16 protein-coding genes are annotated in these 13,148 nt (G+C 72.5%); 8 read left to right on the top strand and 8 right to left on the bottom strand.

The genetic code is table 11. From position 1 onward, the window contains the following. Positions 1–25 precede the first annotated feature (25 nt). On the bottom strand, positions 26–1,015 hold the full coding sequence (locus ACZ43N_RS29990) for a MurR/RpiR family transcriptional regulator (protein WP_468101986.1): 990 nt from the start codon (positions 1,013–1,015) through the stop codon (positions 26–28). Between the two features lie 56 nt (positions 1,016–1,071). On the opposite strand from ACZ43N_RS29990, the gene ACZ43N_RS29985 reads away from it, so the two are divergent. Then, entirely contained in the window at positions 1,072–1,467 is a 396-nt protein-coding gene (locus ACZ43N_RS29985) for a hypothetical protein (RefSeq protein WP_468101984.1), read from the top strand. Continuing rightward, positions 1,464–1,757 carry a DUF4031 domain-containing protein gene (locus ACZ43N_RS29980; RefSeq protein ID WP_468101982.1) on the top strand — a complete coding sequence of 98 codons (294 nt, stop codon included), beginning with the start codon at positions 1,464–1,466 and terminating at the stop codon, positions 1,755–1,757. The genes ACZ43N_RS29985 and ACZ43N_RS29980 overlap by 4 nt, the downstream gene beginning before the upstream one ends. Positions 1,758–1,874: 117 nt before the next feature. Here ACZ43N_RS29980 and ACZ43N_RS29975 read toward each other — a convergent pair whose 3' ends face one another. The 4 genes from ACZ43N_RS29975 to ACZ43N_RS29960 all read right to left on the bottom strand — a co-directional run bounded on the left by ACZ43N_RS29975 (position 1,875) and on the right by ACZ43N_RS29960 (position 5,765). Then, on the bottom strand, positions 1,875–2,699 hold the full coding sequence (locus ACZ43N_RS29975; protein WP_468101980.1) for a hypothetical protein: 825 nt from the start codon (positions 2,697–2,699) through the stop codon (positions 1,875–1,877). Between the two features lie 142 nt (positions 2,700–2,841). Continuing rightward, a complete protein-coding gene (locus tag ACZ43N_RS29970) occupies positions 2,842–3,939 on the bottom strand; it encodes a GNAT family N-acetyltransferase (protein ID WP_468102076.1) in 1,098 nt (365 codons plus the stop codon). A 152-nt stretch (positions 3,940–4,091) separates the two neighbouring features. Beyond that, the gene (locus tag ACZ43N_RS29965) at positions 4,092–4,487 is read right to left on the bottom strand and encodes a winged helix-turn-helix transcriptional regulator (RefSeq protein ID WP_468101978.1); all 396 of its coding nucleotides are present in this window, start codon (positions 4,485–4,487) and stop codon (positions 4,092–4,094) included. 9 nt (positions 4,488–4,496) lie between these two features. Further along, positions 4,497–5,765, bottom strand: a complete 1,269-nt coding sequence (locus tag ACZ43N_RS29960; protein WP_468101976.1) for a Cmx/CmrA family chloramphenicol efflux MFS transporter — start codon at positions 5,763–5,765, stop codon at positions 4,497–4,499. A gap of 87 nt (positions 5,766–5,852) precedes the next feature. On the opposite strand from ACZ43N_RS29960, the gene ACZ43N_RS29955 reads away from it, so the two are divergent. Continuing rightward, positions 5,853–6,431 carry a DUF4240 domain-containing protein gene (locus ACZ43N_RS29955; RefSeq protein ID WP_468101974.1) on the top strand — a complete coding sequence of 193 codons (579 nt, stop codon included), beginning with the start codon at positions 5,853–5,855 and terminating at the stop codon, positions 6,429–6,431. A 21-nt stretch (positions 6,432–6,452) separates the two neighbouring features. Here the strand turns inward: ACZ43N_RS29955 and ACZ43N_RS29950 are convergent, their stop codons facing one another. After that, positions 6,453–7,103: an HD domain-containing protein gene (locus ACZ43N_RS29950; RefSeq protein WP_468101973.1), complete on the bottom strand. Its 651-nt coding sequence runs from the start codon at positions 7,101–7,103 to the stop codon at positions 6,453–6,455. A 58-nt stretch (positions 7,104–7,161) separates the two neighbouring features. Between ACZ43N_RS29950 and ACZ43N_RS29945 the strand changes: the two genes are divergently transcribed. Then, the gene (locus ACZ43N_RS29945) at positions 7,162–7,833 is read left to right on the top strand and encodes a maleylpyruvate isomerase family mycothiol-dependent enzyme (protein WP_468101971.1); all 672 of its coding nucleotides are present in this window, start codon (positions 7,162–7,164) and stop codon (positions 7,831–7,833) included. 10 nt (positions 7,834–7,843) lie between these two features. On the opposite strand, the gene ACZ43N_RS29940 is transcribed toward ACZ43N_RS29945, so the two are convergent. Further along, positions 7,844–8,131 (bottom strand): DUF397 domain-containing protein, encoded by a 288-nt coding sequence (locus ACZ43N_RS29940; protein WP_468101969.1) that lies wholly within the window; start codon positions 8,129–8,131, stop codon positions 7,844–7,846. After that, positions 8,091–8,954 (bottom strand): helix-turn-helix domain-containing protein, encoded by an 864-nt coding sequence (locus ACZ43N_RS29935; protein ID WP_468101967.1) that lies wholly within the window; start codon positions 8,952–8,954, stop codon positions 8,091–8,093. Before ACZ43N_RS29935 ends, ACZ43N_RS29940 begins: the two co-directional genes overlap by 41 nt. Before the next feature lie 198 nt (positions 8,955–9,152). Here ACZ43N_RS29935 and ACZ43N_RS29930 point away from each other — a divergent pair, with 198 nt between their 5' ends. The 4 genes from ACZ43N_RS29930 to ACZ43N_RS29915 all read left to right on the top strand — a co-directional run bounded on the left by ACZ43N_RS29930 (position 9,153) and on the right by ACZ43N_RS29915 (position 12,926). Continuing rightward, positions 9,153–9,866: a copper homeostasis protein CutC gene (locus tag ACZ43N_RS29930; RefSeq protein WP_468101965.1), complete on the top strand. Its 714-nt coding sequence runs from the start codon at positions 9,153–9,155 to the stop codon at positions 9,864–9,866. Between the two features lie 299 nt (positions 9,867–10,165). Next, positions 10,166–10,576, top strand: coding sequence for a PepSY domain-containing protein (locus ACZ43N_RS29925; RefSeq protein ID WP_468101963.1), 411 nt, complete (start codon positions 10,166–10,168; stop codon positions 10,574–10,576). 152 nt (positions 10,577–10,728) lie between these two features. Then, positions 10,729–11,547: a response regulator transcription factor gene (locus ACZ43N_RS29920; protein WP_468101961.1), complete on the top strand. Its 819-nt coding sequence runs from the start codon at positions 10,729–10,731 to the stop codon at positions 11,545–11,547. Further along, positions 11,544–12,926, top strand: coding sequence for a sensor histidine kinase (locus ACZ43N_RS29915; RefSeq protein ID WP_468101958.1), 1,383 nt, complete (start codon positions 11,544–11,546; stop codon positions 12,924–12,926). The genes ACZ43N_RS29920 and ACZ43N_RS29915 overlap by 4 nt, the downstream gene beginning before the upstream one ends. Positions 12,927–13,148: the final 222 nt, after the last annotated feature.

Here is a 13,148-nt window from a genome sequence, read left to right as displayed (position 1 = left end):
TGCGACGACTGCGGTGCGTCCTCGCCTACCGCGAAGGCCCTCCGCTCCTGTGGCGGTGCGCCAGCGCCTCGTACGACGCCGACAGCGCGGGCGCCGCGGACTCGTACGTCCGCTGGGCCACCCCGATGAACAGGCAGTCCACCACCAGCAGCTGACTCGTCCGGGACGACATCGCGGCCGGCCGCAGCTCGCTCTCCCGCGCCGTCGACGTCGTCAGGACGTGGTCGGCGTACTGGGAGACCGGTCCGTCCGGCCGCCCGGTGATCGCGATCGTCGTCGCGCCGTGGTCGAAGGCGACCCGCAGCGGCTCGATGACATCGCCCGTCGAACCGGAGTGGGTGATCGCTATCGCCACGTCCTTCGCGCGGAGCTGCACCGCGTTGGTGACGGCGAGGTGCGGGTCGCTGTGCGCCTGGGCTATCAGCCCGATGCGGAGCAGCTTCTGCGCGAGGTCCTGCGCGACCAGCCCCGACGCCCCGACCCCGTAGATGTCCGTCCGGCGGGCCCCGGCCAGCGCTCCGACCGCCGCGCCCAGCTGGACCATGTCGAGGCCGGCCGCCGTGTCCGCGAGGGTCTGCTGCTCGTCGTACGCGAGCTTGGCGACGACATCGGGGAGCGGGTCGTCCACCGCGATGTCGGCCGTGACCGAGGGCGCACGCCCCGACTGCTGGTGGGCGGCGAGACCGGCCAGGGCGAGACGCAGGTCGCGGTAGCCGGGGTAGCCGAGGAGGCGGGCCGTGCGGACGACCGTCGCCTCGCTGGTGCCGGTGAGTTCGGCGAGGCCGGTGACCGTGAGCGCGGCGCACGCGGCCGGGTCGTTCGCGACCGCCTCCGCGACCCGCTGCATGGACCGGGTCATGGACGGCGCGAGCATCCGTACTTTCGCGGCGAGCGCGGCGGGGGCCGGGGGAGCGGCCCCACCGCCACCGTCACGGCCTTCGGTGGTCGGCGTCCTGCCCTCCGGCTGGGTCCGTCCTTCCCTTCGCGCGAAAATTTCCTTCACCTCATCGCTCACACATTGAAAGATATTTTCCGCTCGGGGGTGCGGTCAAGGGTGCGCACAATGGAGGCATGAGTCCCGGCAGTGAATCCGTGAGCCCCCTTGAGCAGGCGTTGCACGCGGCCCGTGCGCTCGTGCTCGCCGATCTGGTCGCCCGAGAGGTCGCCGAGGCCGATGTCGTCTCGATGGTCGAGGACTCCGTCGTACAGCGCCGCTGGTGGGTGGAGCAGTGGCCGGACGGCGCGGAGTACGTCGCCGGGCTGATCGCGCAGGACGTCCAGGACGCCCTGCTGGAGCGGTACGGGCGCTGGCCGCTCTGCCCGGTCTGCGGCACCGGTGATCCGCACGCCCTCGACGTCGAGCCGGAGCTCGGCCCCGACCCGCATTGGGTGTGCCACAAGGCGGGGGTCCGGGTCGCGGCGGTCGGGGCGCTGGGGACCGCCACCGGGGGGTCGTCGCCTTCGTGACTCTCTACATCGATCCGCCCACCTGGCCGGGGCACGGACGTATGTGGTCCCACCTGGTCAGCGACGTCTCCTTCGACGAGCTGCACGACTTCGCCCGCCGGGTGGGCGTCCCCGAGCGTGCCTTCGAGCGCGACCACTACGACATTCCGTCCCACCGCTACGAGGAGGTCGTGGCCGCGGGCGCGGTGGAGGTCGGCTCCAAGGAACTCCTCCGCAGGCTCACGGGGGCGGGGCTGCGGCGGCCCAAGGGGCGGGGGACGCTCCCGGAGGCGCCGGGCGCCGGTCGCTGAGGAACCGGGCGCCGGTCGCCGGTCGCTGAGGAACCGGGCGCCGGTCGCCGGTCGCTGGGGAGCCGGGCGCCCGTCGTTGAGGAACCGGGTGCCGGTCGCCGAGCAGCGGGGCGAAGGTCAGTCCGTGAAGACCGGGTCCAGGCCGTGCCACCACAGGGTGAGCGCCGCGGAGTCGGGGCCCGTGACGGCGAACAGGGCGGGCCGGTCGTAGTACGTACAGGCGATCACGTACTGGAACGTGGTGTCCATGTAGCAGGCCGCGTCCCCGGCCGGGGTGTCGGAACCGTTCTCCGACCAGACGCTGCGGACGTTCTGCTGCTGGTCGCAGTTGCCCTCGGGGAGGCCGGCCGTGTAGTCCCGGAACACCCTCTGCGCCTCGCTCCTGGAGCCGTACACCGCGATGCTCGCCTTGGTGGTGAGGGCGCCGTAGGCGGGGTCCCGCGTGGTCACCGTGCAGCGCAGCGCCGCCTCGACGCCGGGTGCCGTGTCCGGTTCGCAGCTCTCGCGGCGCCACTGCTCCGGGTTCAGCGAGTCACGTAGCTCCCGCTGGGCGGCGGTGAGCCCGTCGTCCTCGTTCCCGGCGTTCTCGGTGTTCTCGGTGTTCTCGGGATCGTCGGGCGGGGGCGTGGTGGTTTCCGGGGGCGGGGACGGGCTCGATGTGCTGTTCCCGGGTTCGGGGGTCGTGTCGTCCGGGGCCGGGGTGGTGGGGTCGTCCTGCAGCGGGTGCGAGGTCGGCCGGTCGCCCCGGCCGACGTCGGACGAGTCGTCCCTGTCGGCCACCAGCACGCTCACCACGATGCCGATGATGGTGAGCACGCTGGTGACGACCAGACTGATGATCGCGATACGGGCGTTCCGGTGGTCGGGGCCCGGGTCCGGCCGGGGGGAGCCCGGCGGCTGCGGCTGCGGCTGCGGCGTGGGCGTAGGACCGTACTGACTCATCACGCGCTCCCCCGTTTCCCCCTACGTGCCCACGCAGCCGTACACGCCCTGCGCGCCCGCACGTCACCGAATTATCGGAACGGCGCGGGGGCCCGGGCAGGGGAAAGCGGAAGGAAACCGGAACGGTTGGGCCCGGCGTACGTCAGGCGCGCAGACGGAGTTCGTACGCGAACTGCTCGCCGTCCTCCCCGTCGCCCCAGTCGTCGCTCACCTGCTCGAAGCCGGCGCGGGTGACCACGCCCTGGGAGGGGGTGTTGACCTTGTCGACGACGGCGAAGAGGGACCGGACGTCGCCCTGTTCGGCCGCCCGCTCGCGCGCCCAGTCGGCCAGTGCGCGCAGCGCCTCCGTGGCGTAACCGCGCCCGCGCGCGCCCTCGACCAGGTCGTAGCCGATCTCGACGCGGCCCTCCTCGTCGGGGGCGCCGTGGTAGCCGAGCGCGCCGACGGCAAGCCCGTCCTCCTTGCGGACGAGGACGAACATGCCCCACTCGGGGCGGTGCACACCGGCCTCGTACGCCTGGAACACCATGCCGGCGCCGACGCGCGTGCCCTCGACGGGGCCGCCCACGATCCAGTCGAAGCCGCCGGTGCCGCCCTCGGCGAGGTCCGCGGCGGCGGCCGGGTGGACGCCCTTGAGGACGATGCGGTCGGCGTCGATGTGAAGCGGGTTGTTCCACTTCCACGAGGTGACCGGGGCGCGGCCCGGCAGGTCGGCGCGGCCGGTGGCCCACAGCAGGGTCGTCCAGGGGTCGTCCCCGGGCCTGACGTGCGGGAACAGTCGGGCGAGCACGGACTCGCACAGGTCCCTCGGCGCCTCGTACGGGGTGAGTCCGAGGCCCTCGACGATGTCGTGCGTGTGGAGGAGCACCTCGGTGACGCCCATCGCCGCGAAGCCCTCGCGGTCGGCGAAGCGGAAGGGGTAGGGGTGGAAGGCGCGCACGTCGGCGGGGGTGGTGGTCACGGTGGCGGCGAGGAGGGCGCCCGTCGTCTCGATGACGTACAGCAGGTCGGCGTTGTCCTCGCACTCCGTGGTGTCGATGAAGAACGGTACGTACGCGCTCTGGGCGCGTCCCGCGAGCTGGCCCGCGTAGGCGATCAGGTCCGAGGAGATGTGGTCGGCGGTCTTACGGCAGTTCCAGTCCAGCCGCCCCGCCTTGGTCCCCACCCAGTCCCGGTCGACGGCCTCCCGCAGCACGGCCACGCTGTGCCCGACGGCTTCCAGTACCTGTTCCCCACCCATAGGTCGCATGGGCGTGAGGATAGGCGGGGCGGCGCGGGAGGACGAACGGATTTACGTCCCAGGGGCCCGCGTTGGAGCCGGCGGCGGGGCTCACCGGTGGTGCAGCGGGGCGAGTGGCGCGGCACGTCGGGCACGGCCGCGGCCGTGCCCGCTCAGCCCTTCGCCGCGTCGTACTCCTCGCGGGCCTTCTCGATCGCGGTCATGCGCTCGGCGGTCCAGGTGGCGAGGGCGCGGACCTGTTCGGCGGCCTCGCGGCCGAGCGGGGTGAGGGAGTAGTCGACGTGGGGCGGGATGACGGGCTTGGCGTCGCGGTGGACGATGCCGTCGCGCTCCAGCGTCTGGAGGGTCTGCGTGAGCATCTTCTCGCTGACCCTGCCGATCTCCCGGCGCAGCTCCCCGAAGCGGTAGGAGCGGTCGAGCAGCGCGATCAGGACGAGGGTGCCCCAGCGGCTGGTGATGTGCTCCAGGGCGACGCGCTGCGGGCACATCGTGACGCCGTCGGCCGTCGTGCGGGCCCGTTCGACGAGGCTGACCTCACTCACTGCCATGTCCGCACCCTACTTCGAGGTCGGCACTTTCGCCGAGTTAGTGCCCATTTCCACGATCCGTGACGGCCCCGTACGCCGGTGCATCCGCAGCGACACCGCCGTGATGCCGATGGCGGTCGCCGTGAGCGCGCCGCCCGCCCAGGCCGTCGACGTGAACCCGAACCCCGCGTCGATGACCGCGCCGCCCAGCCAGGGCCCGCCGGTGTTGCCGAGGTTGAACGCGGCGGTCGTGGTGGCACCGGCGAGGGTGGGGGCTGCCCCGGCGACGTTGAACATCCGGGCGTTGAGCGCGGGCGCCGTGTAGAAGCAGGAGACGCCGAGGAGGAAGGAGAGCAGGACGGCGGCGACGGCGTACGAGGCGAGGAGCGCCAGCGCGACGAGGAGGACGGTGGAGGCGGCGATGCCGGTGAGCAGCACCCCGAAGAGGTGCGCGTCGGCGATGCGCCCGCCGACCGCCGTACCGATCAGCGCCCCGACCCCGAACAGCGCGAGGACCGTCGGCACCCATCCGTCGTCGAGTCCGGCGACATCGGTGAGCAGCGGCGCGAGATAGCTGAACGCGCAGAACACACCGCCGGCGGCGAGCGCCACGACGGCGATGGAGAGCCAGACCTGCGGCTCGCGGTAGATACGGGCCTCGGCGCCGAGCCGGGGCCGCTCGGCGGGCAGCGGGATGGCGGGGACGAGCGCGGCGACCCCGGCCAGGGCTATCGCCGACGCCACGGCGACCGCCCAGAACGCCGACCGCCACCCGAAGTTCTCCCCGAGGAACGCGCCTGCCGGAACGCCCAGCACGTTGGCGATCGACAACCCGCCGATCATGATCGCGAGGGCGCGGGCCCGCGCGGTGACGGGCACCATGGCGACGGCGACGGCCGCGCCCACCGCCCAGAACCCGGCGCACGCGAGCGCGCTCACGACGCGCGAGGCGAACAGCACGGCGTAGTTCGGGGCGAGCGCGCCCGCGACCTGCCCCACCCCGAAGACCGTGAGCAGCGTGATGAGCGTCGTCCGGCGCGGCAGCCGCAGCGTCGCCACGGCCAGCAGCGGCGCTCCCACGACCATGCCGATCGCGAACGCCGAGATCAGCAGCCCCGCCCGGGGGATCGACACGTCCATGTCCTCGGCGATCGGCGGCAGCAGCCCCGACAGCATGAACTCACTCGTGCCGAGCGCGAAGACGGCGAGCCCGAGGACGTAGACCGAGAGCGGGACGCGGTTACCGGGCTGAGGTGCGGGACGGTGGCGGGAACGGTCCGCGGCGGCGTCGGAAGACATATACAAGGGCAACCGAAGGCGTGGCCGTGGCATTCCCCCGGGGCGACCAGGATCGATTGTCAGAGGGGCCTGGCACAGTGCGCGGTCATGGACAACGACACGTTCTGGGGCCTCGTGGAAACCGCGCGGGGCGAGGCCGCCGAGGCGGGCGAGCCGCTCGACGAAGTGCTCGTCGAGCGGCTCGCGGGCAGACCGCGGCGGGAGATCCTTGAGTACGCGGAACGCTTCGACGAGCTGCACGACGCCCTGTACCGCTGGGACGCGTGGGCCGCGGCTTACCTCATCGGCGGTGGGTGCTCCGACGACGGTTTCATGGACTTCCGCGCGGGGGTGATCGCCCTGGGGCGCGCGTGGTACGAGCGCGTGGCCGCCTACCCCGACAGCCTCGCCGCACATCCTGTTGTGCGGGAGGCGGCGGCCGATCTCCAGGACCGTCCCGAGGTGCTGTTCTACGAGGACATGAACTACGTCGCCGCTGGGGCGTTCGAGCGGATCACGGGTGATGCGGATGCCTTCTACGAAGCCTGGAAGAGTTTCCGTGGCGCCGACGAGACGAACAGCGGTGACGAGGCCGACATGGGCGAGGACTTCGACTTCGACGACGACGAGGAGATGAGCCGACGGCTTCCGCGTCTGGCCGCCCTGTTCCTGGGTGCGGACGGCTGAGCCCTCGCGGGCGGCCGGGGCTCACTCCCCCTGTCCGGTCAGCCCGGTCAGCTCCTCCCGCAGGTTGTCGCGTGCCCGTTCCTCCCACTCCCGCTGCCCGTACGGCGTCCTGAAGAGCCGGGGCAGGGCGAGAAGCTGGCGCAGGACGGCCGCCCGGCCCTCGCGGAAGGCGTCGTCCGGGACGAAGCCGTACTCCTCGCGGACGGCGGCGGCGTACGCGGCGTACGCGTCGGGGGGCGAGGCGAGGATCGCGAGGTCGGCGTCGCAGAGGACCTGGCCGTTGGGGTCGTCGTCCGCCGGGTCATGGGTGACGGTGAGCCGGACCAGCCGGGCCACCTCCGCGACCTTCACCGCCGGCACCCCGGCCTCGGGCAGCGCCCGCTCGGCGAGCCGCGCGGACCGTTCCTCGTTCGTCGACCGCTCCGGCAGATACACCGCGTCATGGAACCACGCGGCCAGCCGCACGAGGGCCGGGTCCGCCGCATACTCCTCCAGCACGTCGACACGGTCCAGCACCGCCGTGAGGTGATCGAGGGTGTGGTACTTCCGCTGGGGCTCGGACCACCGCTTGATCAGGTTCGCCGCGTACGGGAGCGGGCTCGGATGGCACGCGCCGTCACGGGCCGAGACCAGGGCCCGGAGCCAGCGGGCTTCCAGCGGATCGAGGGACATGGGGGCATTGTGCCGTGGGAGTGGGACATCCGGCTGCCCTCCTCCTAGCGTGGGTGCCATGACTGTCGCTGATGTGCACGAGGTGCGGGATCCCGGGCTGCCGGGGCGGTTGCTGGTGGCCGAGCGGGATGTGCTGGTGCCGGTGTTGCGGGGGAGGGCCGAGGAGGACTTCGGGGCCGGGACGTGTTGTCCGGGGTGGACCGTGCGCGACGTGCTGGCGCACTGCTCCGCCGCGCTGTCGCGCGTCGTGGAGGGGCGCTTCGAGAAGGGCGTGTTCAGCCCCGAGTCGAACGACCGGGACATCGCCGAGCGCGGGGACTGGTCCGTCGCGCAGATCGTGGACGAGCTGGAGCGCGGCATGACCGACGTCGGCCCCGTCATCGCCGAGGCCGGCGGGGTCCTGGACGGCGTCGCCCTCGGGGAGTGGGTGCACGCCGGGGACGTACGGGACGCCTGGGGCCTGCCCGGCGCCTACGGCGGCTCACAACTGCCGCTCGCGGTGGAGTTGTTGGCCCACCTCACCCGAGTGCGCGGCACCCGCCCCCTCCACGCCGACCTCGACGACGCCGACGAGCCCCTCCTGCTCGGCGCCCCCAGCGGCGACGCCCCGCCCGCGCGCTACATCGGCGATGCCACCACCCTCGTACGGCTCTACTCCGGCCGCCCACTCACCGCCGCGACGTACGAGCTGGCCGGGGCGACGCCGGCCGAGCTGAACCTCTTCGACTGACCGGCCGCTCTCAGCGAAGCTCCCGGCCCGCCGCCGCGACGAAGGCCGACCAGGCGGCGGCGCCGAGGAGCAGCACAGCGCCGGTGGGGTTCTTGCTGTCGCGGACGGGGACGACGCCGGGGAGGTCGTCGGAGACTTCGACGCACTCCGCGCTGTTACCGCCGCTGTGGCTCGACTTGCGCCAGGAGAGGGCGGCGCCGGTGAAGTCGCCGGCGATCTCCACGCATTCGTCACCGGCTCCATCGCTGTAGCTGCTCTTACGCCAAGTCGCGGTCCTGAGGTCGGGCGCGGTCCGCATCCTCGTACTCCTCGGCCGCCTGCTCGATCAGATCGAGGGACGCGTCAGGCGACAAAGACGCTGCCCCAAGCAGATCGTAGGTGAGTGTGGAGCGGTCGACTACGGCCCGATCGTCCATCAAGCGCCCGTTTTCGGACGCTTGGGCGTAGACCACAGGCGGAGCATCGCTGAAGGTCATCAGCTTGATGATGCCCGCGCTGCCGGCGTGGACCCCCGCAGCGATGGGCAGCACCTGGACGATGATTCGGTGGCGGCGTACCAAGCCCGCGATGTGCCGGAGTTGCTGAGCCATCACCGCTGGCGTACCGGCTTGGCGCCGTACGACCACCTCGTCGATGACCGCCCAGTATCGAGGCGTCGCCGGATCGTCGAAGATGCGCGCGCGGGCCTTTCGGAAGGCGATGCGCTCCTCCACCACCGCCTCGGGTGCGACGGGGTCGTACGCTCGGATCACCGCGCGGTTGTAGTCCGCTGTCTGGAGCACGCCGGGCACGGAGGTGGGTGCCCAGTCCTTGATCGTGTCGGCCAGGCCTTCGAGCTCCACCACATCCGCGAAGTGAGCGCGGTACGGCGACTTGCGGGCTGCTTCCAGGTTCCGTGTGAAGAAGCCGTCGGCGCCGAGAATCTCGTCCGCCGCCTTCGCGAACTCCGGCTGCATCCGCCGTACCCCCACCTCCAGCATCCCCACGTACGCCCCGCTGATGAACATCGCCGCCCCCAGCTCCTCCTGGGTCATGCCCGCCCGCTCGCGGCGGTGGCGGAGTTCCGCGCCGTACAGGGCGCGGGTGGACTGCGACGGGTCGAGGGTCTTCGTGTTGCTCATGGGGCGACGTGCTCCTCTGACAGCCGGTTCTGTTGGGTCTGCGCCGCTCCCGAGCGTAGATGCGGAGCGTGGTCGGTCGTATGCGAATCGTGAGGGGCCGGTCCAACGGGCGGGTTTGTTGGTAAATTGGACTAGACCTGTTGTCGCCCGTTGTCGTCCGCTGTCGTCGTACGACGTGCCCGAACCGGAAGGGGCCCCATGGCCACGCCCGTCCTCCTCGAGGTCATCGCCCTGGACACCAGGGACGCCGTCGCCGCGCAGACCGGCGGAGCCGACCGGCTGGAACTGGTCGCCGACATGCGCGCCGACGGGCTGTCGCCGACCGTGCGGACGTTCGTCGAGGTGCGGGCCGCCGCGGACATCCCGGCACGGGTGATGTTGCGGCTCGCCGACGGGTTCGCGGCGGGGGACGCGGACGCGCTCGTCCGGGTCGCGTGCGACATGCGGGCGGCCGGGGCGGAGGAGTTCGTGCTCGGGTTCCTCGACCCGTTCGGTGAGCCCGACCTGCCCGTCCTCGAACGGCTGGTCGCCGAACTCGACGGCTGCCGCTGGACCTTCCACCGCGCCATCGACCGCGCCGCCGACCGTGACGCCCTGCGCAAGCGGCTCGCGGACCTGCCGGGGCTGGACACGTATCTCACGGCGGGCTCGGCGGACGGCGTCGACGACGGACTGCCGACCCTCCTCGCGGAGGCGGCCCGGCGCGGCGAGCCCGGCTACGCCCCGCGACTCATGGTGGGCGGCGGTCTCCGCCTCGACCACCTGCCCGGCCTGCGCGCCGCCGGCCTCGACGCCTTCCACATCGGCGGCGCCGCCCGCCCCGGCGGCTGGGACGCGCCGGTCGACGCCGACGCCGTACGGGAGTGGCGGACCGCGCTCGACGCGGGCGTCGGCAGCGCCGTGGCCCACTGAGAGCGAGACCGGGAGAGGGCGTGCGCTGATGACGCCCATCGTGGCGGCGCAGGCGGCAGGGCGGGCCTTGGGATCGCTCCGCTCGCGCGTACGCGGCACCTCCGACGCCCGCACCCGCGCGGTCCCCGGTGCCCGGTGGCCCGGCGGAAAGTTGTCCGCTTCCTGGTGGCTCCCTGGTCTTAGGCTAACCGGTCTTTAGCCCGCCTGTTCCTAGGGTCGTTGACGTTCACCAGGCCGGGGCCGCGCAACCTCACCGACTGCGGCCCGAGCCATGGAGTCCCCGATCCCCGGAGTTGTCGATGAACGTCAAGACCCGTGCCCTGACCGCCCTGTCCACCGGCCTTCTCCTGTTCGGCCTTGCCGCTTGCGGCGGTTCCGACTCCGGTGACTCCGCCGCCGGTGGGAGCGACAAGCAGGCGGCGCAGGACGCCGGCGCCGCTGCCGGGGGCGGGTCCGGGAGCGAGGGGGCAGAAGGCGGCGATCCGGTGGAGAAGCCGCTGACCGGCGAGGCGAAGCAGAAGGCCGAGTCGGCGGCGCTGGCGGCCTTCCCCGGAACGGTGATCAAGTCCGAGGAGGACGCGGAGAACCCCGGAACGTACGCGGTGGAGATCAAGAAGAAGGACGGCAGCGAGATCGAGGTCTACCTCGACCCCAAGACGTACAAGGTCCTCAAGACCAAGAACGAGGAAGGCGACGACGACGGCAGCTGATCACCGGGTCCCCGGGCGCCGCCGGTCCCCCGTCCCACGGGTGGCCGGGGGTGCCCGGTCGGCGCGGTGGGCGGCCGGTGACGGCGGGACGGGGCGGGACGGTTCGGATGACAGCGGCACGGGTGACGGTCGGGCTGTGTGAGTCTGACGGTATGCAGGTACTACTCGTCGAGGACGACGAACGGATCGCCGGACCGCTGGCCGAGGGCCTCGGCCGGTACGGGTTCAGCGTCGAGCGGGTCCGGACCGGGGCAGCCGCGCTGGCCGCGGACGAGCCGGACATGGTGCTCCTCGACCTGGGGCTGCCCGACATGGACGGCATCGACGTCTGCCGGGCCCTGCGGCAGCGTTCCGAGGTGCCCATCATCATGATCACCGCGAGGGGCGAGGAGATCGACCGCGTCCTCGGCCTGGAGCTGGGCGCCGACGACTACATGGCCAAGCCCTTCGGCGTGCGGGAACTGGTCGCCCGGATAAGGGCGGTGACCCGCCGCACCCGTCCTGTCGCGATCACCGCCACCAGCAGCCCCGAGGGTGCCGCACCGTCCGCGGCAGCACCCGTCGGCGCGGACACCGCGCAGCAGGTGGGGCCGCTCGTCATCGACCGCCGCACCCGCCAGGTCCACCTCGCCGGGCGGCCCGTCGCGCTGGCACCGAAGGAGTTCGACCTGCTCGCCCACCTCGCCCAGGATCCCGGAGCCGTCTGCTCGCGCCAGCAGATCGTGGACCAGGTCTGGGATCCCCACTTCTTCGGCCCCACCAAGACCCTGGACGTGCACGTGGCCGCGCTGCGCCGCAAACTCGGCGACCCGGCCTGGATCGAGACCATCCGCCGGGTCGGCTTCCGCCTGCGCGTCCCCGATACCGCCGAGGCCACCGAGACCGCCGACCCCGCCGAGGCCACCGAGACCGCCGACCCCACCGAGGCCACCGTGCGGTCCGGCTCCGAGCATGGGCGGAACGCCTGGTGACCCGGCGACTGCTGGTCAGCTACCTCGGGTTGGTGCTCGTGGTCCTGCTCGGTCTGGAGATCCCCTTCGGCCTCGTCTATGCCCACGACGAGCTGTCCCGTCTCTCCAACACCATCGAACGCGACGCCGGGATGCTCGCCGAACTCGCCGAGGAACGCATCGAAGAGGGCGAAGGCGCTCAACTGCCCCGGCTGGCCGCCGACTACGCGGCCGACACCGGTGCCCACGTCGTCATCGTCGACAGGACCGGCACCGTCCTCACCGACACCGACGGCCCGTCCGGCGCGGACCTGTCCGCCGAACCGGACATCGCGGCCGCCCTCCGCAACCGGCCGACCGTCGGCACCGCCCGCGACACGGCCACCGGCCACGAGACGCGGTACGCCACCGTGCCCGGCGCCTCCGGCACCACCATCCGCGGCGCACTGCGCCTGAGCCAGCCCACCACCGCGCTCGACAGCCGGGTCCACGACATCTGGCTCACCCTCGCCGCCGTCGGACTGGGCGTGCTGGCCGTCGTCGCCGTGATCGCCGTCGGGCTGGCCCGCTGGATCATCCGCCCCGTCCACGACCTGGAACGCGCCACCGCCCAGCTCGCCGACGGCAACCTCACCACCCCGCCCGCCACCGATGCCGGCCCGCCCGAACTGCGGCACCTCGCGGCCTCCTTCACCCACACCGCCGGCCGCCTGCAGCACCTGCTGCGCTCCCAGCGCGCGTTCGCCGCCGAGGCATCCCACCAGCTGAAGACCCCGCTCACCGCGCTGCGGATCCGCCTGGAGAACTTCGAGCCCCACCTCGACCCCCGCGCCCACGACAGCCTCGACGAAGCCATCGACGAGACCGAACGCCTCGGCCGCATGATCCAAGGGCTGCTCTCCCTGGCCCGCCTGGAGAACAGCGCCACCACCCCCGAGCCGGCCGACCTCGACATGGTGATCGCCGATCGCGCCGCCACCTGGGAACCGTTCGCGGCCGAACAGCACGTCCGCATCGCCGTCACCGGGCACTCCGCCGGCCGTGTGTGGGCCATCCCCGGTGCCCTTGAGCAGATCATCGACAACCTGCTCGCCAACGCGCTGCGCGTCTCACCCCCCGCCACCACCATCACCCTCGCCACCACGCACACGCCCCAGGCCGTCGAGCTCCACGTCATCGACCAAGGTCCCGGCATGAGCGACGCCGAGCGCCGACGCGCCTTCGACCGCTTCTGGCGCGCCTCCGACGCCCACCACGACGGCACCGGTCTCGGCCTGCCCATCGTCGAACAACTCACCCGCGCGAGCGGCGGCCACATCACCCTCGACCCCGCCCCCGGCAGCGGCCTGGACGCCGTCGTCCGCCTCCGACCCGCCACCACGAGCACCGACGTCCGCTGAGACGGGCTCAGTGGGGGTCCGCCGGCAACACCGCCGTCCGGCCGTGGCTGCCCGGTGTCCCGTGCAGGTCCTCGTGCAACCGGGCCAACAGCGGGCCCAGTCGGTGCGGGTCAGCTTGCGGACGCGGCCCTCGTGCGTCCATGCCGTGACGGCAGTGGGGTCCAGGTGCACGATCTCGGGCGTCCAGTCGGAGCGGAAGCGGATGACGGCCCGCAGCAGCGG

Source organism: Streptomyces sp. NPDC030814 (genome assembly GCF_055572155.1).
Note: the sequence above shows the minus strand (reverse complement) of the source record. Positions and strands in the feature narration are given on the sequence as shown.